Annotated in this window: 35 protein-coding genes; 7 read left to right on the forward strand and 28 right to left on the reverse strand. The window is 32.5% G+C overall.

Going from position 1 to position 18,710, the window contains the following annotated elements; translation table 11 throughout:
* Window positions 1-112 precede the first annotated feature (112 nt).
* Entirely contained in the window at window positions 113-1,105 is a 993-nt protein-coding gene (locus CVD28_RS02470; RefSeq protein WP_101590775.1) for an RNA ligase (ATP), read from the reverse strand.
* 321 nt (window positions 1,106-1,426) lie between these two features.
* Complete coding sequence (locus tag CVD28_RS02475) at window positions 1,427-1,852, reverse strand: hypothetical protein (RefSeq protein WP_101590776.1); 426 nt, start codon at window positions 1,850-1,852, stop codon at window positions 1,427-1,429.
* Between the two features lie 378 nt (window positions 1,853-2,230).
* On the opposite strand from CVD28_RS02475, the gene CVD28_RS02480 reads away from it, so the two are divergent.
* From CVD28_RS02480 to CVD28_RS02490, 3 genes are read left to right on the forward strand one after another with little or no spacing between them, the layout of a single operon-like run.
* On the forward strand, window positions 2,231-2,620 hold the full coding sequence (locus CVD28_RS02480; RefSeq protein ID WP_101590777.1) for a hypothetical protein: 390 nt from the start codon (window positions 2,231-2,233) through the stop codon (window positions 2,618-2,620).
* Between the two features lie 16 nt (window positions 2,621-2,636).
* A complete protein-coding gene (locus CVD28_RS02485) occupies window positions 2,637-2,978 on the forward strand; it encodes a hypothetical protein (RefSeq protein ID WP_101590778.1) in 342 nt (113 codons plus the stop codon).
* An 18-nt stretch (window positions 2,979-2,996) separates the two neighbouring features.
* On the forward strand, window positions 2,997-3,410 hold the full coding sequence (locus CVD28_RS02490) for a hypothetical protein (RefSeq protein WP_101590779.1): 414 nt from the start codon (window positions 2,997-2,999) through the stop codon (window positions 3,408-3,410).
* Between the two features lie 310 nt (window positions 3,411-3,720).
* Here CVD28_RS02490 and CVD28_RS02500 read toward each other — a convergent pair whose 3' ends face one another.
* Together CVD28_RS02500 and CVD28_RS02505 are read right to left on the reverse strand one after the other, a co-directional pair.
* The gene (locus tag CVD28_RS02500) at window positions 3,721-4,011 is read right to left on the reverse strand and encodes a hypothetical protein (RefSeq protein ID WP_101590781.1); all 291 of its coding nucleotides are present in this window, start codon (window positions 4,009-4,011) and stop codon (window positions 3,721-3,723) included.
* A gap of 79 nt (window positions 4,012-4,090) precedes the next feature.
* Window positions 4,091-5,053 (reverse strand): tyrosine recombinase XerC, encoded by a 963-nt coding sequence (locus CVD28_RS02505; RefSeq protein ID WP_101591236.1) that lies wholly within the window; start codon window positions 5,051-5,053, stop codon window positions 4,091-4,093.
* Between the two features lie 135 nt (window positions 5,054-5,188).
* On the opposite strand from CVD28_RS02505, the gene CVD28_RS02510 reads away from it, so the two are divergent.
* Entirely contained in the window at window positions 5,189-5,521 is a 333-nt protein-coding gene (locus tag CVD28_RS02510; RefSeq protein WP_101590782.1) for a hypothetical protein, read from the forward strand.
* Window positions 5,522-5,645: 124 nt separating this feature from the next.
* Here CVD28_RS02510 and CVD28_RS02515 read toward each other — a convergent pair whose 3' ends face one another.
* From CVD28_RS02515 to CVD28_RS02540, 6 genes are all read right to left on the reverse strand, one after another.
* A complete protein-coding gene (locus CVD28_RS02515) occupies window positions 5,646-5,966 on the reverse strand; it encodes a hypothetical protein (RefSeq protein WP_101590783.1) in 321 nt (106 codons plus the stop codon).
* A gap of 94 nt (window positions 5,967-6,060) precedes the next feature.
* The gene (locus CVD28_RS02520; RefSeq protein ID WP_101590784.1) at window positions 6,061-6,324 is read right to left on the reverse strand and encodes a hypothetical protein; all 264 of its coding nucleotides are present in this window, start codon (window positions 6,322-6,324) and stop codon (window positions 6,061-6,063) included.
* A 270-nt stretch (window positions 6,325-6,594) separates the two neighbouring features.
* Window positions 6,595-7,176, reverse strand: coding sequence for a hypothetical protein (locus tag CVD28_RS02525; RefSeq protein ID WP_101590785.1), 582 nt, complete (start codon window positions 7,174-7,176; stop codon window positions 6,595-6,597).
* Window positions 7,177-7,278: 102 nt separating this feature from the next.
* Window positions 7,279-8,229, reverse strand: a complete 951-nt coding sequence (locus CVD28_RS02530) for a hypothetical protein (protein WP_101590786.1) — start codon at window positions 8,227-8,229, stop codon at window positions 7,279-7,281.
* Between the two features lie 101 nt (window positions 8,230-8,330).
* Window positions 8,331-8,627, reverse strand: a complete 297-nt coding sequence (locus CVD28_RS02535) for a hypothetical protein (RefSeq protein WP_101590787.1) — start codon at window positions 8,625-8,627, stop codon at window positions 8,331-8,333.
* Between the two features lie 6 nt (window positions 8,628-8,633).
* A complete protein-coding gene (locus CVD28_RS02540) occupies window positions 8,634-8,936 on the reverse strand; it encodes a hypothetical protein (protein WP_101590788.1) in 303 nt (100 codons plus the stop codon).
* A gap of 140 nt (window positions 8,937-9,076) precedes the next feature.
* Between CVD28_RS02540 and CVD28_RS02545 the strand changes: the two genes are divergently transcribed.
* The 3 genes from CVD28_RS02545 to CVD28_RS02555 are packed head-to-tail and all read left to right on the forward strand — an operon-like array spanning window position 9,077 to window position 10,213.
* Window positions 9,077-9,511 carry a hypothetical protein gene (locus CVD28_RS02545; RefSeq protein ID WP_101590789.1) on the forward strand — a complete coding sequence of 145 codons (435 nt, stop codon included), beginning with the start codon at window positions 9,077-9,079 and terminating at the stop codon, window positions 9,509-9,511.
* A gap of 16 nt (window positions 9,512-9,527) precedes the next feature.
* Window positions 9,528-9,854 carry a hypothetical protein gene (locus CVD28_RS02550; protein ID WP_101590790.1) on the forward strand — a complete coding sequence of 109 codons (327 nt, stop codon included), beginning with the start codon at window positions 9,528-9,530 and terminating at the stop codon, window positions 9,852-9,854.
* 50 nt (window positions 9,855-9,904) lie between these two features.
* The gene (locus CVD28_RS02555) at window positions 9,905-10,213 is read left to right on the forward strand and encodes a hypothetical protein (RefSeq protein WP_101590791.1); all 309 of its coding nucleotides are present in this window, start codon (window positions 9,905-9,907) and stop codon (window positions 10,211-10,213) included.
* 70 nt (window positions 10,214-10,283) lie between these two features.
* Here the strand turns inward: CVD28_RS02555 and CVD28_RS27755 are convergent, their stop codons facing one another.
* From CVD28_RS27755 to CVD28_RS02635, 18 genes are all read right to left on the reverse strand, one after another.
* Entirely contained in the window at window positions 10,284-10,436 is a 153-nt protein-coding gene (locus CVD28_RS27755) for a hypothetical protein (RefSeq protein ID WP_180953860.1), read from the reverse strand.
* A gap of 12 nt (window positions 10,437-10,448) precedes the next feature.
* Window positions 10,449-10,748 carry a hypothetical protein gene (locus CVD28_RS02560; protein ID WP_219621173.1) on the reverse strand — a complete coding sequence of 100 codons (300 nt, stop codon included), beginning with the start codon at window positions 10,746-10,748 and terminating at the stop codon, window positions 10,449-10,451.
* Window positions 10,711-10,947 carry a hypothetical protein gene (locus CVD28_RS02565; protein WP_101590793.1) on the reverse strand — a complete coding sequence of 79 codons (237 nt, stop codon included), beginning with the start codon at window positions 10,945-10,947 and terminating at the stop codon, window positions 10,711-10,713. The genes CVD28_RS02560 and CVD28_RS02565 overlap by 38 nt, the downstream gene beginning before the upstream one ends.
* A gap of 96 nt (window positions 10,948-11,043) precedes the next feature.
* A complete protein-coding gene (locus CVD28_RS02570; protein ID WP_101590794.1) occupies window positions 11,044-11,244 on the reverse strand; it encodes a hypothetical protein in 201 nt (66 codons plus the stop codon).
* A gap of 26 nt (window positions 11,245-11,270) precedes the next feature.
* Window positions 11,271-11,519, reverse strand: coding sequence for a hypothetical protein (locus CVD28_RS02575; RefSeq protein ID WP_142384714.1), 249 nt, complete (start codon window positions 11,517-11,519; stop codon window positions 11,271-11,273).
* A gap of 29 nt (window positions 11,520-11,548) precedes the next feature.
* Window positions 11,549-11,953 (reverse strand): hypothetical protein, encoded by a 405-nt coding sequence (locus CVD28_RS02580; protein WP_101590796.1) that lies wholly within the window; start codon window positions 11,951-11,953, stop codon window positions 11,549-11,551.
* A 140-nt stretch (window positions 11,954-12,093) separates the two neighbouring features.
* A complete protein-coding gene (locus tag CVD28_RS02585) occupies window positions 12,094-12,795 on the reverse strand; it encodes a hypothetical protein (RefSeq protein WP_101590797.1) in 702 nt (233 codons plus the stop codon).
* A 152-nt stretch (window positions 12,796-12,947) separates the two neighbouring features.
* Window positions 12,948-13,244, reverse strand: a complete 297-nt coding sequence (locus tag CVD28_RS02590; RefSeq protein ID WP_101590798.1) for a hypothetical protein — start codon at window positions 13,242-13,244, stop codon at window positions 12,948-12,950.
* Between the two features lie 239 nt (window positions 13,245-13,483).
* A complete protein-coding gene (locus CVD28_RS02595) occupies window positions 13,484-14,533 on the reverse strand; it encodes a hypothetical protein (RefSeq protein WP_101590799.1) in 1,050 nt (349 codons plus the stop codon).
* A gap of 226 nt (window positions 14,534-14,759) precedes the next feature.
* Window positions 14,760-15,152: a hypothetical protein gene (locus tag CVD28_RS02600; protein WP_101590800.1), complete on the reverse strand. Its 393-nt coding sequence runs from the start codon at window positions 15,150-15,152 to the stop codon at window positions 14,760-14,762.
* Window positions 15,153-15,320: 168 nt separating this feature from the next.
* Complete coding sequence (locus CVD28_RS02605) at window positions 15,321-15,530, reverse strand: hypothetical protein (RefSeq protein ID WP_101590801.1); 210 nt, start codon at window positions 15,528-15,530, stop codon at window positions 15,321-15,323.
* Between the two features lie 71 nt (window positions 15,531-15,601).
* A complete protein-coding gene (locus CVD28_RS02610; protein ID WP_101590802.1) occupies window positions 15,602-15,952 on the reverse strand; it encodes a hypothetical protein in 351 nt (116 codons plus the stop codon).
* Window positions 15,949-16,503, reverse strand: a complete 555-nt coding sequence (locus CVD28_RS02615) for a hypothetical protein (RefSeq protein WP_101590803.1) — start codon at window positions 16,501-16,503, stop codon at window positions 15,949-15,951. The genes CVD28_RS02610 and CVD28_RS02615 overlap by 4 nt, the downstream gene beginning before the upstream one ends.
* A 17-nt stretch (window positions 16,504-16,520) precedes the next feature.
* Window positions 16,521-16,700 (reverse strand): hypothetical protein, encoded by a 180-nt coding sequence (locus CVD28_RS02620; RefSeq protein ID WP_101590804.1) that lies wholly within the window; start codon window positions 16,698-16,700, stop codon window positions 16,521-16,523.
* 20 nt (window positions 16,701-16,720) lie between these two features.
* Complete coding sequence (locus CVD28_RS02625; protein WP_101590805.1) at window positions 16,721-16,924, reverse strand: hypothetical protein; 204 nt, start codon at window positions 16,922-16,924, stop codon at window positions 16,721-16,723.
* A gap of 157 nt (window positions 16,925-17,081) precedes the next feature.
* On the reverse strand, window positions 17,082-17,249 hold the full coding sequence (locus CVD28_RS27760; RefSeq protein WP_180953862.1) for a hypothetical protein: 168 nt from the start codon (window positions 17,247-17,249) through the stop codon (window positions 17,082-17,084).
* 60 nt (window positions 17,250-17,309) lie between these two features.
* Complete coding sequence (locus CVD28_RS02630; protein ID WP_101590806.1) at window positions 17,310-18,203, reverse strand: hypothetical protein; 894 nt, start codon at window positions 18,201-18,203, stop codon at window positions 17,310-17,312.
* A gap of 61 nt (window positions 18,204-18,264) precedes the next feature.
* On the reverse strand, window positions 18,265-18,618 hold the full coding sequence (locus CVD28_RS02635) for a BC1872 family protein (protein ID WP_101590807.1): 354 nt from the start codon (window positions 18,616-18,618) through the stop codon (window positions 18,265-18,267).
* Window positions 18,619-18,710 lie beyond the last annotated feature (92 nt).

Consider the following 18,710-nt stretch of genomic DNA (forward strand, 5'->3'; position numbering starts at 1 on the left):
TACGTTATAGTTTCATATTGAACCTTCTATAACAAAAAACGCTGAAATCAGGAGAGATTCATCCAAATAAAAAGGAGATAACATAAGCTATCTCCCTTAAATCAATTAAGTCTTATTCGTCTCCGAATTTTAGCAAGAACTCTGGATTAATCGCTTTAAAACTGAAGCGGTTATCATTCTTTGCTACTTTCTCTTTAATCACAATTCCTTCACGCTTTGTTGTTGGGTTAATAACACTATACCCTTTAGAAAGCTCCACCAATTCGTCAATATTGTCTGTTAGGATAAAGTTTTCATCCAAGAATGGAACTGTTAAAAGCTCCAATTCTTTCGCCAAAGCTGTAAACTCTTCGTAATCAAGATAGCGGTATTTATCAATATCAAAAATGTTGTAGAGATAGAAGCGTCTTTCATTGCGACCCAATTTATATTTGTTTTTTTGAATACCATCACCAATGGTTTCGCCTTGAAGAGAAAGGTTTCTACCCAATGCACGTAGCTTTCTTTCTACGTCATATTTTTTCGCCATCATCCAATACGCATTTTTATCATTTTCTATTAAATTCAGATTCTTAGAACAAACACCAAAATCATCTTCATTTAAATAGAAAGAGGTAGCAACTCCATCTAATTTCTCACTATACACGCACTCTCGACCATTATTTTTTGTCAATCGTTCTTGCAGGATTTGAACTCTATCTTCGTCAGGCTTTCGCATGAAACTTGGAAACATTCCTCGTACTTCTCCATCCAAACAAGCTGGAATAGGTGGCTCATATTTCGTAACGCCAATCAATTCCGTTACCTCTTGACCTTCTTCATAATCACCAGGAGGTAAAATACTTAATGGGAAGCAAATACCTTGTGATACCTGTCCTCTTAATTTTAGCGTTCTAATACGGAACTTGTTTTTTCTTAAAAATTCAAATTCTTCTTTTTCAGGGAAAAGAGAGTCAATTTCTGCATAAACGACCTTTTCTCCTACTTGAAATTCGCCTTTTTTAATTACTACCGACCAGCCTAAAATTTTGGCTACTTCAATTGCATCTGCCTCTTCAATCGGAAGCACTGCTCGTACCGTTTGGATACTGACTAACTTTCTCATGATGTACATTCTCCTTTTCGTTATTCTCTAAGAAGAAATGTACTACTTTTATAGACTATAGTCAATGAGTTTTTACACGTATGATGAATTTTGTCAATAAAATAACATTTTTTACAAAAAAATATTAAAAATGTCGAACATTGTAGAACTAAATAGGTATATTAATTTCAAATTCAAAGTATTATTATATAAGTATAAAAGCAAAACCCCCTGTCCACGATTTGGGGTAGACAAAGGGTTCATCTGCTTTATGCTCTTTTATTAAAATAGACTTTCCCATGTATTTGTCCGAATCTGTGGGAAGGGTCTATTTTTTTATTATCAAACGATTTTTTGTTTATACATCTCATATTTTTTCAGTCCCTTTTTCGCACTTGTTAATACAACAAGAGAAGAAAGAAGAATCGGAAGAAACGACCAGACATAAAAGACTCCACCACTCGCATAAATCGAAGTATAGATAGAAACGATTGCCATAGAGAATATAAACGACAATAGGTAAACACCAAAGCTAATGTGGTAAAATTGATAAATCGCATGACTTCCTTCTTCATTTTTCACTTTTTTGTGAGTTTGGTAAAAGGTGAAAATAGAAATAACAAAGGAAATCAAGCTAAACGGTACGACATAAGCATAAAAATTTGTTTCTAAGATGCATAAATATAAACTCGTAAATAAAAATACACAAGAAACTATCCAAGGGGCTAAAAAATTGTAAAGGCTTACATTTTTCACATCAAATTTCACAAAAATTCCTCCTTTATTTGGGTTCTCTAAACTTATTATATCTTATGCTTTTAGTTAGACGTTCACAACTCTGTCACAATTTAATTATACCGAATATATTGACAATAGTCAATGAGTGTTGTAGTATAAGAATACCATAATAAGTAAATCCAATTAGCATTTCGCACACATCAACAAAAGACCCAAGTCCTCAACTTGGGTTTTTTATATGTAGAAAGAAGGTTTTCTTTACCATTAATAAGTGAGGGAAGTCTCTTTTATTATCTTCTTCGCCTCTCTCCCTCCCTCTATAAAATACATTCAAAATGACTATAGTAATAAAGAGTTTTAGAAAAAAGGAAATTTTACTTAATTTCATTTATTGAGGAGGTATGCTTTATGCATCATTTAAACTGGTATCATCAACAACAGGAAAAGAAAAAAGACCAAATGAAAAAGAATGACATTTCTTTAATTAATCAGGAATTAAAACGGTTGTTACAACGTCTTCAGTCTTTTATTAATCGTGAAGATTATGAAAAAGAAGCACGAAAAGCTAATCGTTACGTGGTTCAGTCCAGCATTTGGAACGTGGGGTATCGAAATAATATGGAAAGTGAACAAGTAGCGGTGCAACAAGCTCTTTTAATTCAAGCGATACTTAAAAGAGAAGAAGAAGCCCCTCATAGTCGTGCCATTCAAGAAGAAACGGAACGCCTTATGAGACGTTTAGGAAATGTCGATTGGAGTGTTTATACGGATTATCGTAGACAGGTGAAACATTCATAAAAGGAGTTTGATACTTATGTATATCAATTTATCAAAAGATAAAAAAATCAGTTATGATGAATTTATCCAACAGGCAGTAGAACTGACAACTGCAAAAGGAGTTTTTGATAGCGTTGAAGAAAATATAAGGGATTACTTTAAACCTTATCAACCAGAAGACATTTATCTGGTAAATGGCAGTACCCATGAAGAAAATATGGGGAAGATTTTTATAGGTAATACTCTTTATAAAGATTTGTCTTCCCTTAGAGTGTCTGTAGTCGGTCATTTTAATGGAACAAATGATTTCTTTAAACGAAGAAAACGGAATCAATTAGGAGCAAATGCGGTTATAAAAATTTTAAACCACTTTTTATAAAAGAAAGAAGGAATAGACATGGCAAAGTTTAATAATTTAGAAACAACTCTTATTGAAAAATGGTACAGAAATCTGATTGATGAATTGGTGTCAGAAAACTTATCTATGAATGATACGGAGCTTCAATGTTTACTTAGTGAAACGATTGAAAACCGTATTAAAGATGAACAACTCCAATACCTTAATGAAGGATTTGTTTCTGAACTAATTGGCGAGAGCTTTGGCAAAGTCGATTATTTTGAAATTATTCAACATTATAAAAGTCAAGTAACCATTGTGACAGGAGTTAAAACATCTGAACTATGGAACGTCACAGAAGGTCAGAAATGTGAGGTTTTGAAATCATTCTTTGACAATGGTGAGGGTTGGTATAAATTAAAGGATATTAAAACTGGTGAGGAATTTGAAAGTCCAGATATATTTTGGAAATAAACGCTATTCATTAAAAATGAACCTCGGATTATCCAAGGTTCATTTTTATTTCAACACGATTAATGTTAATGTCTTCAGTTATCTTTCTAAATCAGCCTTTGTTGTTTAGAAAGTTTTCGACCCATTTCCCTTCATTGTTTTTCGTGTACTCATAATCGACTTCGCATGTTGAACAATGAATTTTTACACTTTGGGTTTCCTTATTTTTTTTCATCTCTAATATTTGAATAAACCTTTCACGCTGTTGCTCTTTGGGTGCTCCATTGACCAATTCACGTATTTGCTCTGCTGTTTCCATAAAACAAGAGTATCATTGTAAACGAATGATATTTTTTTCTTCTCTATCATCGTTTATTAAAACAGAGATAACATTTAAGGGTTCGGAGCTATAAATCATATCCTCTTCGTCATACAATTCAATCTCAAACCCATCATTTCTATTCGCAAAATAGGTAATGGGTGTTACCTGGAAAGGACAGAATTGATACAAAAGCTCTTTGATTTCCTCTTTACTAATCATCTTTTGATTAAAATAAGGAACTAAGACCTCTTGTTGTTCTGAATCCATTGTATAGATAACTTTTACTTGTGCTTCTGCCATGTTTCTCTTCCTTCCTTTTGAAAGAATAAAATATACACCTGTTTTATTCCATTTCTTTCTTATATGTAAAAAAGGAAGTTTATATTTTCCGTTTATTCAATGGATGATTCTCTGCCATTTGCTTCATTTGTTCATTATCTACATGGGTGTAAATTTGGGTAGTCGAAATATTACTGTGACCTAAAAATTGTTGGAGGCTTTTTAAATCTCCCCCACTACTACGATACAAAAGGGTGGCGGTAGTATGTCTTAATTTGTGAGGTGTCAGCTTCTCCTTCTCTAATCCAGAACGCTCATTCACTTTTTTTACCAGTCTTTGAACTGTTCGTTTATTCAGCCTTGTCCCTTTTTGAGAAAGGAATAGAGCTTCTTGGTCAGTCATATTGCTAACCTTTCCCCTCTCATATTGTAAGTAATCCTTAATCGCTTCCATACAGCTATCATTTAAAGGAAGAACTCTCTCTTTATTTCCCTTTCCAAGAACCTTTATCGTTTTACCTTGAATGGAGTTTGTATTTAAACCGCATAGTTCGGATACTCGAAGACCTAAATTAAGCGATAATATCATTAAACATGTGTCCCGATAATAATGATTCCCTTCTTTAATTCCATCTAAAAACTGTTCAGACTCCTCTATATTTAGATAAATAGGCGTTTTTGTGCCAATCTTGGGGCTTTCCAATTCACCAGCAGGATTATATTCTAACAATCTTCTCTTTCCTGTCAGGTATTTGAAGAAGGATTTTATCGATGCAACCTTTCTTGCTCTTGCTGAAGAACCATTGTTTCTATTTACTTCACAATACTCTAAAAATAAATACAAGTCTTCCAATGAAACATCTTTAATAAAAGCTATGTCTATCTCTTTAATAGATACCTTGTTCATTTGTTCTAATTCTATATCTTCACGTATGCAGTATAAAAAACGGAACAACATCCGTAGGTCATATAGATATTCTTGCCTGGTTTTCTTTGATTTCCCCTTAATGGTGGTGAGATATATTAAAAAATCTTGTAAAAGTTTCGGGTTTGGTGATGACATAATCATTTTCACTCCCTTTTTATTACCTTTATCATAACGAAAAAATATCATTCTGTCGTCATGAATAAATTGTTTTTTCCTATCCTTTTCTTTAAAATAATAAGAAAATGAATTGAACGATAAGGGGAATAAAGAATGGACTTAAAAACCTTTGAAAGTATAAAAGAAATTGCTCGTTTATCCAAACATTATGAGGAAGAAGCGGAGTCAACAGAGGGTGGCGTAAAATTAGTTTATTTAAAAATGGTAGAAGATTTAGACACATTGTATGATAAATTGCTCCGTATTGGAAAGTATCGTGAAGATGACAAACCTGAATTAGAAGGGATTATGAACAAAACCGTAAATGGTGTATCTATTTACACCAGAGTAGATATTATTAGAGAATACGATAATGGTCTTTGCTTAGTGTTTGATACACAACCAGAAGCCTATTTAGTTCCGATTGAAACCGTAGATATCGTATAAAAATGAAAAGAATAAAGATATATCAAACCGTTTCTCTATTGAATAGATAGTTTTGGATTATGTATAATGAAAATAAGCCGAAAAGATGTGTAATCACCTTTTCGACTCAACCTTTTTAAAGCTCTTAACCTAAGAAATGGTTCAGAATTAGGAAAGCAACGGATAAACCGAATACAAAACCTAATACGAATACATTTCGTAATGTGAAGATGTTATTGGGAGTAACATCTTTCGCCTGTTTCAACCTTTTGGAAAGGGAGATTTTTTTCATTTTTAAAACAAATGAAGAAAGTCTCTCTTTTGCTTTTGTATCTTCAAGTCTTTTGAAAACCGCATCTGTTGCAAAGTCAGCATTTAATAGTGCTAACAACACAAGAGATGTACCGATAGTCTCAAACTTCGTAAATACGAAAGCGAACATAAGGAATAAAACAAGGCGTTTCACTGTATCACCTCCTTTCAAGTTATTAAATAAAAAGGAGGCGTGATGTTACTCCACCATTGGGAGAGTACATACGCCCCCAATGGGAAACACTTTATTATTCTTTTTCTATATGATTGTCGGATTGATTATCCAGACGTTTCTTTTTCTTGTTATCGACTATCCAACCTATCATTTCATCCACCTGATAAATCATTAATATCCCCAAAGCACCTAAAATGCCGATAAAATAATTATCTATAGGCTGAACTTGAAGTCGCTGAATGGTTAGAATGACAAGATAAATACTCACACAAAATAAAAGAATCGCACGAATAACAGTCCATTGTTTCTTATCTTTACTTCCTTTAAGCGGTATCATTTGATATACCTCCTCTCAAACATTTACTGTTGTATGTAACGACCTCTTCAAATAATCCATTGATTCCCTTAATTACTAAAACCTTATATTATAGATTTCAAGCCTTTCCTTCATAACAAAAAAAGACGACTATGATAGTCGCCCTCTCTGTTTGCTTATTTTTTTACCACCAATGAGAAAGTGGTTTTACCCCAAATATCTTCACTACAATTAATACAGCAACTACCAACAAAATAGCTGGTACTACCTTTTTTACATACTCTTTGAAGCTCATACAATCTCCTCCTCTATTGGCTCATTGAAATAGTCAATCAAGTTGTTAAAATCTTCATCCAATATCTTTAACCAGGTTTTTTTAGAGTATTGCATATCACGATAATTCCGTTTGTAATAAGGGTTGTCTCCTTGAAAGTTTCGATTCTCAACCAGTGTAGAATGAACCCCATTCCACAAGCGGTCAATCATAAAATTCTCCACTTTACTTAATCCTTCTCTTGGAATTTTATCAAACTCGTCTTTGATTAAATGGTCATACATTTTGTAAATGAGAACATCTTGGTCAAATAATGTATCTGGAAAAACACGTCTGTATGGATGATTCACTAATTTCATAGCTTCATCTAACAACGTACTATCATGAGGCATACCTTTTGGATATTGCTCCAATATTCTTTGACATGCCTTTTCAATGCAAACCAATTCAGGATGATGCGATGTAACGGACTGGATATACTGCAGTATCAATCGTTCCTGATTTTCGTACTTTATTTCGATTGCACCACGATAGAGCTTCATTACCAGTGTTAATGATTCGATAATCTTCTTATCTCTTTCCAATGTAGTGTTGGACATATATAAACGCCTCCTGATAAAAGTTAGGATTTCCTATCCTTTTTATGTCTTTATCCTTCATTATACGTTTATTATCCAAACTTTATTTGGAAAGCAAGGTTATTACTCACTTTCTGAACGATGCTGTTTAAATAAATCATCAAATCCCTTTGACATTTTTTCCATTAACTCTAATTTTCTTCTTGTTTTCTCTTCTTGATAAAGTCGATATACTTCATGGAACTTTTTCTTTCTTTCTACTAAATAAGCGGTAATCCGTTTAGGTTTATTCACATGCCAGTCTGCCGACACAATACAAACTCTTTTATCCTTTTGAGCAAATGTATCCAATATGGTATTAATGTTTTGTGAAGTAGCGGAAATCATTAAATCCCATTCTGGAACATAACCTCTTGCATACACACTGGTCAAAGGCTCTTCCATTCCGATTCCTTCATTCCTTTTTACTTCGTACCCTTTTTCCTCTATTAATTCAACCATATCTAAAAAGGCTTGTACTGTTCCATCAGGTTCTTGTGGGTAATCTTTGTATCCAAAAACTCTAAAAATATCTTTTTCTTCTTTTTCTTCTATTTCTATCTCATATTTATGTATCTCAAATAAATCGGATTCAAAGAATGTTTGTAAAACCGACTTATCTTGAACATGAACATTGCTACGATTCGGATTGTATAAATGGGTAATTGAAAAGTTGTCTGAAAGAGGTACATTCTTTGTGAAAATATCCTTCATTTCCCCTACCAATAAAGGCTGTTTCTTTTTCCCTTGAACGTGTATATAAACGTGTTTCAATGGAATCGTTGTATCTTCTTCTTGGAAAAGCTCATATCTCCCTATATCCTCTACCTTTGTAATAAAAGCACCTGATTTTCTTCCCTTTATAAAAAAGGTAAAAACCAGAATGCCATTCTTTCCTTCTAAGACTTCACAAGTATCATATTCATGCCAGGATTGATTGACGACTTCCCCTTCCATTTCTACCTCTACTAACATGGTATTGCTTTCATTTATGTATTCTTTGATAATGGAGAGCAAATCTCTTATCTTTCGCATATTTTATCACCCTTTATAGTCATATTCCCTTCATTATAGCAAAGTTGTTTTCTAATCGAATAGCGTTTCTATCCAAATAAAAAACCGCACATGAAGTACGGTTAATTAGATTCAGTTTTCTTTTTTTGTACAAACAGCATATCCACTATGGTCGTAATAAAAGCGAATACAATAGCCAGTGTCACAATCGGAACAACTGGAATAATAAGAACACCAAACCATAAGCTAATGTGACTCATCATAAATGCAGTTGTGATAATAAACAAAATTAAGGAAGCAAAAAACTGTAGGATATATCTTGCACGACCTCTTGGGTTGTCCCATTGGGGTCTTGTAAAAGCGTATCCTATATTCAAAATACTTACTATATATAAAGCGATAATAAATGAATTCAACATTATCTCTTATGCCTCCCTACTTTTCTTCTTTTTATACGAAATCTGACATCGAATTTCGTCATATAGATAAATGATAAGCGGAATAACAAAAAAGAGAATAACAGGTACACCAAACCAAATGCTAAACCGAACCATCATTCCAGCCGACATGAGAAGAAAGAAAACTACTGCCACGATAAAGTTCTGTCTTGCCATAATTACTCCTTTAGGGTCTCCATGACAAGCTCCTAACATCAAAAATCGAAAGCCTAAATTCCATATAGATAGACCATAAAAAATACTTAAAACGATACTTATTGTAATCTCCAAAAAGATTCTCCTTTCTGTTGTGTAATGTTATATTGTACGTAGAAAAATCCATTTTATAAAAAACCTTCATTTGTATAGAATATAGAGACTTTATAAAACAGGATAAGGTTTTTACTTACCTTAATTGGAGGAGATTTTTAATGGAAAATCATGTATTAGTAGGTTGTATTCAAACTTTAAACAAGGTGATTCGCACTCGTTTCTTTTATGTAAGCAAAGAAACCAATGAAGTAAAAGACGTAACATTGGAACTTTGCAACGCTATTGAAAATTTTAATGACCATGCAAGAAAAATCAGAGATACAGGTGAATATGCAATGTTTATTCCGTATGATTTTAAGGATGGGTTGGCTGAATATAGCTTTGGCTGTGGTCTATCTCATTACTTGCAACGTAATGAATTTGAAAACATTATAACAAGAAGTCAGAAAGAATTAAGTTTCCCATTAGAAAAGTGTCGTATTTCTATGTACACACCTGATGATGTGAAACACATTCTATCCTGCCAAGGTGTTTTTGATATGAATATTACACAATCATTAAAAGAGCGTTTCGGAATAAAAGAAATTGCCTAAAAGGAGCGGATATACGATGAATATGACAAAAGAACAATTAGTAGAAAAAGGCTGGACATCGATTGGACTTGATGGCGTATTGGAATATTTTGCAAGAGAAGTGGAACATGGGGAAGTTCAATACATTCCTGTACATGAAGGGAAAACAGTTGGAAATGTTCGTTCGACTACCAAAAATATTATCCAAATCCTTTCAAACTTTGTTGAAAAAGAAACAAGATTATGTAAAAGATGTGATTCGCAGGTTGAGGAAGAAAAGGAATTAAAAGAGTATCCTTACTACTGTCCTAACTGCGATGAAAACATGTATGAATTTGAAACAAAGTTAAAAAATGCAGAATAACTGCAGATAAAGGGATATAGGGAAGCCAAAAGTTTAGGAGATGTTGTGTAATGGTTGAGAAAATGGACTTAGAGGTGTTAGGGAGACTAATGATTGAACATGGTTTAGTCATTCGAGCAATACCAATGGAAGAGACATCTGTATATGAAGTTTATCACAAAGATAAATATCCAGATGGTGTTGTTTATTATGATGAAAGACGTAAACGTGAAATGATTAGAGTAACAAAAAAGCTCTCCAAAGGCGGTAAATTTATTATTACGAAAGTTAATGGTCAAGGTACAATAGTAAATAATTGGGGTAAGCCAGTTATTTTCTATGACACCATTGAAGAAGCTGTTAAATCTATTATCGAATGATAATCTAATAAACAAATTCATAATAAAACAAAGCAGTGGAACATTCCACTGCTTTTGTTATGCTTTGTTATTAAACAATATCTAAATCTCCATTTGGATTGATTTTCTTTTTACTCTCCGTTAAATATAGAGAAATAGCCTGTTTGATTTCCGTCTCTGATTTCCCTTGTTTCTTCAAATTAGCAGTAATTCTTTTTAACTCATTCATTTGCTTGATAAACAAGTAAACCCCTCCTTATACATCAATGCCGATACTTAGCAAAATTAAATCTTCCATAGCAATACCATGAACCACTTTTAATTCATTGAGTATCGTTTTAAATCTTTTCACCTTTTCATCAATGCTTTCTTGAAATTCCTTTACTTCTTTCATTTTTTGATGCCTGAAAAAGTGGTCACGACTGTTGATTAATTGAGGTATTTCTGTTTTCAAATCCAAATATTCATTATATAAGTCTTGTGCCATCCAGCTTTTATTATCTAATAATCCCATGTGATTAAGCTCTCCCTTTACACCAAGTTCTTTTAATTTCAACCTTTTCCCAACCTCTTTTACCTAATTGTTCTAATCCAACAATGGTGAAAGAATCCATATAAATGCGATTCCGAATATAATCTATTGCTTCTGCTACGACCTGTTCCTTATCAAGACCACTGGTAAACAATTCTTGTTTTGTACCAGCCTTATCTTCCCAATAGACTCGAAATCCGATTTCACCTTCAGGTACATACATTAAAATCTTCTCCTTTAAAAAGGGTATTCAACTATTTATTACAAATACCATTTTTGATTTTGATTGATTCCTAAACAATTTTAATTGAATTGTGTATTAAACTTCCCAATTTTCTAATGATTCTAAAGAAGTTACTGTGACTAACTCAAATTGTTGGTTATACTCTTTAAAACGGTCATTAATTATTTTAATACCTTCCTCTGCCTTATCAACAGCTTCGCTATAACCATTTGCATTTAGCCTTGCAAGTCTGACTTTATCATCACCTTTTAATTTGTAAGAAATTATATAAGTCATATTATACCTCTCTCTATTCTTAAAATTTAATCTTCTCGAAAAACACAAATTGCTCCTTCGGCTTCAGATAATTGTTCTTCCAGCTCTTTAATCTTTTCTTGAGCTTTTAAATACTGTTCCGTATAAAACACCAAGAACATCCTTTCCATGATTTCATCCTCTTTTTCAGGTGAAAGATAGACGGGTTCATTCTCCTGTGCTTCATTCCAAATCAATTTATCCTTTTCTGCCTTTTCTTTGATTCCTTCAAATACTTTTCGTGCTTCTGCATCCATTTGATTCATTCCTTCCTTTTTGTAAGTGATTATACTTCCCACTTGTTTTTTTGATACATAGGGATAATAGCTTCCTTAAAATACTCTTTAAATGGTTCAAAATTATCCTCAAACACTTTGATTCCAGTTACCATTTTGCTAAAATCTTTATTGATTACAGCAAAGTCAGTTCGCAAATAATCGGTGAAAATTTCTTTTGTTTTAAAAGATTTTGCTCCTAATATCACCATGCTTAAGACATTATGATTTCTTGGCATCCGAATGAGGTAACGCACTTGAAGATAACTTAAAGTGGTAAAACCATAAGCTAATTCCACTTCTGCCCCTTCTGGTAATTCATTAAATAAATTGTCCATTAAAAAAGTATGAAAATTTTCAAATACCTCTACGGAAACATCTGCTTTTTCATCTAATTTACTTTTAAAATCAATCATTGAGATTCCTCCTCAAACCAACTGGTTATGTATTGTGTAGAACAATGCCTTATTTTTGTAACCTTCTATATTGTAGATAGAAGGAGTAGTGGATATAAGTGGCAAATGAAAGACCCCTGATAAAAACCAGGGGTACATGATTACAGCAAACCTTGTGCTATTAATCGTTGCTCTACTCTATCCATTTCTTTAAAATAAAGTTTCTTCCCTTCTTCACCATGTTCAAATCCAGTTCCTCTACAATCTGTACATGGATAAGGATTTCCTAAAAGAACACCTTCTGAATCGATGCCACTACCTTCACACCACTTACATTTATCTGCAGTCACTTCAATTACATCGATTAAATAATACGGTTTTTCTCCATCCACATATTTAAAGGATTCAATTCTGAAGTCTACACCAATAAAGGCCACTTCTTGCTCCTTTTTCCATTTTTCTAATTCCTGAATAGCTTCAATTATGGAATGAACGTCAATCCCTTTCGTATTCTCTTTTAATCGAAAGATAACAGGGTGAAATAAATCCAATGCTTCTGTTACTTCATAAGATTTATATATATCCTCTGATAGTTCCTCTTGTAATTCCTCTACAAATTCTTCATTAATATATCCGTCATACGCAAAGTTTTGTGCAATTTGAAAATCTTTTGACCAATGTGTAGAACCATGCCATTCTTCTACCACGTTCCCTACCTTAATTAAATGGATAGGAAAATTCATGCCACGATGTAGTACGTTCTTTACTGATGTTTGTTTAGAAAGTAAATAAGTCTCTAATGTTTCCCATAAATGACGACTCCCTAAAAATTCATCTAAACTGTCAATAATATGTTTCTCCATATATACCTCTCCTCTTTTATTACGAATGTAATACCTATTTTTCTATAGCTTTTATATTGTAGATAAGAATAAAGATATATAATCACAAAAAAACACTCCAAAAAATCAGGAGTGCTTGTTGTTTGTTATAAAACACGTTTCATCTGTTCTTGTTATGATATTTTTTCCTCTTCCCATATTTTATATAGATATTCTTTTTCAAATATATATAAAATTCGATTTAAAGGTTTGTAATTGGTATTGCGTTTTATATCAAGAACAAGGTCATATGATTCTTCTTGAACTGCTTTTATAGTATCGTCAATCTGTGGAATAACCTCATGTAAGTATTTGTTTTTTAAGGTATCTTCTTTCAGATTATTTAACGCATCTATACAATCTTGTTTGTTCTCAACAGTAAATACCTCAATCCCATTTTTATCCAATTTAGTTTTCATTCTTAACTCCATTTATAATCTCTCCCTATTTAGAAATCTCTGATTTTTGTAAAACGACCTTATGAACTAATTTTCACCTTTTCCGTATCAAAACCTCCAATACATATGTATTCTAAAAAGAATACCTAATATATAAACTTCCTATATTATAGTTGAAAATGAAAAAACTATTATCTACCGTTCTTTCATATCAAGCAAAATAAAAACATCTCTTTAAAAGAGATGTCTTTAAAAATTGGGCTATTGGTTGGTTACAATAATTCTGTTAATGCGGATTCACTCATTAAAGCTAAATCAATCACATATAAATCATTTCCATTTTTCATTACATCAATAGAATATTGTCCTTTTAAATGTAATTCAGGTAACAATTCCAGAATTTCTTTCCTAACTTTAGGTAAAAACTCGTTGTATTCAGACATAAGTTTCTCTTCATGTTTTAAATATGTTTGATAGTCTGCTTCCATTGAGTCTGACAGTCCAGCTTTTAACGCCCTTTTCATCACGATTGGATTCCAATATGGAACAATCCCGATTAATTCTTTCGTATCACAATCTACGAATGCTCTAAATTCAGTACGTAATGGCATACCGTTATAAATCGTAGGATTATTCTCCACATCCTCTATATACTCTCGCACCACTAAGTCAACGGTTTGTCCAGCTCCAAGTCTCATGGCAAAATTGTTGATAACTTGAAAATACTCACCCATTTCTCTTGGTTCAAAGCATTTTGCATTAGCAAATTGGAATTTGGAACTAAAAGTGCCAGTTTTAATAAAGTACGTCTTCCCATCTTCTAATTCAAATTGATTAAATATAATTTCATTAAACAATGCTTTATCTTCTTTTGAGGTATCTTGATACTCCAATCGAATAAATTGTGCTAATTCTATTGGTAGTCGGAACACTTTCGTCTTCGGACAAATCAATTCTGATTTAGTTTTTGATAATCCATATTGAACTTCTTTTAACCAGTTAAACATACTATTTTTATTATCAGCAAAACGACCATAAAGTTTTTCTGTTAAATCACTTACACTAATCGTTCGAGATAATAAATTTTTAAGTTGAGTTCTCTCTGCAGACTCTTCTGGTAAATGATTAATTCGGTTTTCCAGGTCATTAATCATTCCATCTACATCGAAACCATCTGAACGAGCAATTTTTCCAGGTACAATCGCACGTTGGGCTGTTAGCTTATTCATGTTTTCAACCAATTTTTTCATTGCCTGTACAGATGGATGATAAGTCGCATCCTCATAGTTTATTGGGTTTAATAATTCATTCTTTTTTTCCATTTAATATCTTCTCCTTTAATATAAGCTCACGTAATGTATGTTTGCTTATTTTTATATGTTCTTTATGTTCCTTCGCATTTCTTAGACTATTTCTTATTTATCTCTTCAAGAACACTACCACAATACCAACAAGTAAATCTTGTTGTACTTATCTCATGTTCATGACTTAAACACTTTTGATTTGAACATTTTCTTACCTTCCTATGACTTTCTAAAATGTCATTTTTCACTTTTTCAATACCTCTTTCATATGTTCTTGAATTGTTCCTTCCCCAAGCTCTATAATTTTAGCTTTATACAGAATGGTTTCGTATTCAAAGAAGAAAGTCTCCATATTCACGACTGTATATCCAGTAGCAAATCCTTTGAAAACATCCAATACTTCCATTACTCTCTTCGCAAAAGTAAAGGTTGTTTGATTTTTTACGGTTGGCAGTTTATCAAACTCGTCAAACATATCATGAGTTTTTATATCTCCAATTTCAGTAAGTTCCATTTGGAATACCGTTTTTTCTCCGATACGGACAAAAATTCCGTCTAAAGAGGAACTACTGTATCCTGCTTCCAATCCTTTTACCTCATTAAAAATTACGTGTAGCTTGTGAATTAATTCAAACATTCTAATTCCCTCCAAATGTCGTTCTAAACAGAACTCCTTTTATATAAATAACTTTATATTATAAGCATGTAGAGAGTTATCCATTCTTTTCATGAAGCCATTTATATCACGCATAAAAAAGAAGAAACATATCTTTTTATTGATACATTTCTTCATTTTTATTTCTTTCTAATTTATGAAATAATCTTTTTCCTTTATCTTATTTAGCAATAGAATTAAATCATCTATATCATCCTTATTTATCGGAATTGATACTTCTTCATTAGGATTGCATAATATAAATGTTTCATCTGTCGCTTGATACATTTGTAATCTTTTTTCACCTTTATAGAATTGTAAAACGCCTTCTTTATTTAAAATAAAATTATTTTTAGCCACTATTCATAACTCCTTCAAAATCCATGTATTACGTATTTTTCATTACTCATGGTCTTTCTTTACAAATGGTATCAATCAAGATTTATATTTGCTTTAGCAAATTCCTCCCAAGATTTAGCTTCCTCTTCTATCTTGTCTTGAATGATTTTTTGATATGCCTTTTTATCTTCTTCTGTTCCTTTAATCAGTTCGCAATCCATAAACTTTTCAAAGTTGTTACCGAAAAGATGATAAATGCTATCGGCTTCTTCATTTTCTTTATCATAAATGCCTGGACATTCTCTTTCAAAGGTATAAAGTCCATTATCCTCTTCAAAGTATTGAGGGGTTAATTTGACCGTTTGATTGATAAGGTCTTCTCTCTCATACTGGATACACCATTCCTGACCAAATTTAACGCTATCTCCACGCTCTATGTTCATATTACATTCTCTCCTTTTTCTTTCCCTATTGTTGTATCCCAAAAATAATTAAATAGCTCTTCCAGAATTTCGTTTTGAACAACTGGAAATTGTTCTGCATGTAGATAGGCTTGGGTTTCCTCTGATAAAAAGGAAGCTGTTCCATCTCCACTAAACATACAATTTTGGAGTTTCCAATAATGACCTTCTAAGAATTCTTCTAATGCTTTTCTCTCTTCATAAGATAATTCTCTGAATTTATCATATTCTTTTTGACCATCATAGCTTTTATATAGCGTTAGATTGGCTAACCAGCCAAATTCATTCATGATGCTGTTATAATAAAAGCCATGCCAACCAAATGTTTTGGTTTCTTCTTCAAAAAGGAACTTTCCATGTTCTGCTCTATGTTTCATGTCTATTAAAAACAAAGCATAGCACAGCTTCATTGAATTAAAGTGAAAATATCGTTCTCTTTGTCGGAAATCATCCTGAATATAAATCAAATAGTACGCCATTTGAATCAATTTTGAAGGTTTTCGTTTCGACTTCCATTTAAATAAATTGAACAATCTTTTTTCCTCCTGCCTTAAACATATTCAATATCCGTTTCAACACCAAGATTTTCTTTTAAAAACTTTCTAATTTGTTGGATAGTCCCAAAGTCTGCCATAACAGCATCTTCTTTAATATTAGACCACACTGGCAAATGACAATATGTGTTAAAACCAATTAGAAATAAATGCTTACTACCTTTGATACAAAACATATCTATTCACCCTTGTTTGATTATTGGTACTTGATTTTTTCAATCGGTATCACTGGTTCACTTGTATAAAGTTTCCCTGGAATAATAGGAAGTATGATTTTATCTAAACGTACATAAGCACCACGTTTATTATAATAAAACATAAATGTTCCTTTTACCCATTCGTTAATTTCATCAACAAAAGCCCATACCTTTTCTCCTTCTTTAAATGTTTCCTCACTCATGCTCTCTCCTCCATAAATCGGTTCATAATAGAACGCCTTTTATATAAAAACTATTACTATAGTAGAAATTAGAAAGTAAGATTATTCTCAATAAAAAAGAGTGTCTGAATAAAACAGACACCCTTCTTGTTATTTGATAAAGCCATCAAATTGTTTATTACTTATACAAATCTTCATTGTATTCACCGTTTTTCTTTAGCATATATTCGATGCCTTCAACAAAGCCTTTACTCCATTTGTCACCATTATTTACCCATTCTAATTGATGTTTTTTGAGCAATTCTTTTAATTCATCTGTCAATTGTTGATTATTGTTTTCACTCATTAAAACAATCCTTTCTTGCTGGATAATATAGTTTTGTATCTAAATCTATTAATCAATAGATTATGCCACCTGACCTTTACGTTCATAGGCAATCTCATGACCAACATCTCCGTTTGCCAATTGAATCCCTTCGTAAAGTTTCGTCAAATCTACATCCTTTTTTAATTTAATGGTAACAGTTAAAGTGCTATAATCGACTTCAAACACGTCTCCATTGTAACCATGACCAATTAAATCATAAGGGTCTTCTAACATATCAGCCAAAGCAAGTCGCTCTTCTTCTGACTTACAAGAAAACACAAACTCTTCTCCTGCTTTTCCATCAAAGATTTCTTCAATTGGCATAGTTCCTAAAGGGCTATTTGGCTTTAATGTATAGATATGAAACACATAGACTACTTCAATGTCTTTTTCGTCATACAAATATTCATACTCTATTTCATGGTTGCCAATATATTCGCCCCATTTATGCCAACGCCAACCGCCCCATTCGGGTTGATGTTTTTTATAAATAGGTGTCATGGTAATGAAGTGACCTTGAGTTCCTTTTTCTAAATGTGACCATTTATCCAATATTTGTTGCTCATTATCACATACACCATAAGAAACATGTCGTGAATCACCATACAAGGCTAACTTATACATTTCCGCTATCTCAAATAGGGAAATAAACTTCATATCACGCTCTTTACGGTAATTCCATGCTTTATGAGCTTCTTCATAACCAATACCGTATGGAGAGTGAATATCAAGATTAGCTTCGCTAAACCAATGTTCAGCATTTAAACCAGTGTAATAGATACCCTCTCTTATTTTAAATCCTTCATGTTGATTAGAAATAAAAGGTGAACCAAATTTCTTTACGGTTTCATCTCTATTATAATCACTTTCTTCAAATGCTTTGTTCCATTCTTTTGATGGTGCGAAAATTGGAAATGTTACATCTGCTAACATTCTAATACCCCCTGTAATATGTTCTTTTCCTGATTTTTTGTTTTTACCATGTTAAGATTGATTAAAATTCTTCCTCAAAAACGATGCCAACCGTTTCTAATACTGCTAAACAAATCGCCAACATAGGTGTTGAAGCAATACCGTAATGTTGAGCATCAGCTCCCATTTGGTTTTTAAAGTTTACTTCTGTTTGCGTTTGATTTCGGTCAATAATCGCTCTCCAATTTTTGTCTTTGCACACCTTATCCAATGCCATCCAAGCGTCTTCAAGGTCTACAGAAGGAGTAAATCCTGAGTGGGTTTTCCCTTCTTCATCTTTGTAAGCAATTGTATGAGGTTCTGGATACCCGACTGTATAGATTTGTGTCCAGCCCATTACTTTTTCTGCTACCAACTTATCAAATTCTTTATTCATGTCTTTAGCCTCCATATGTATTCTAAAAAGAACACCTATTATATAAACCTTTTACTATAGTAGAAAAAAACACACCCCTTTATAACGGATGT

Origin of the sequence: Bacillus sp. M6-12, from assembly GCF_002860285.1 — a bacterium.
In the GTDB taxonomy this organism is placed as follows: Bacteria; Bacillota; Bacilli; order Bacillales; family DSM-1321; genus Peribacillus.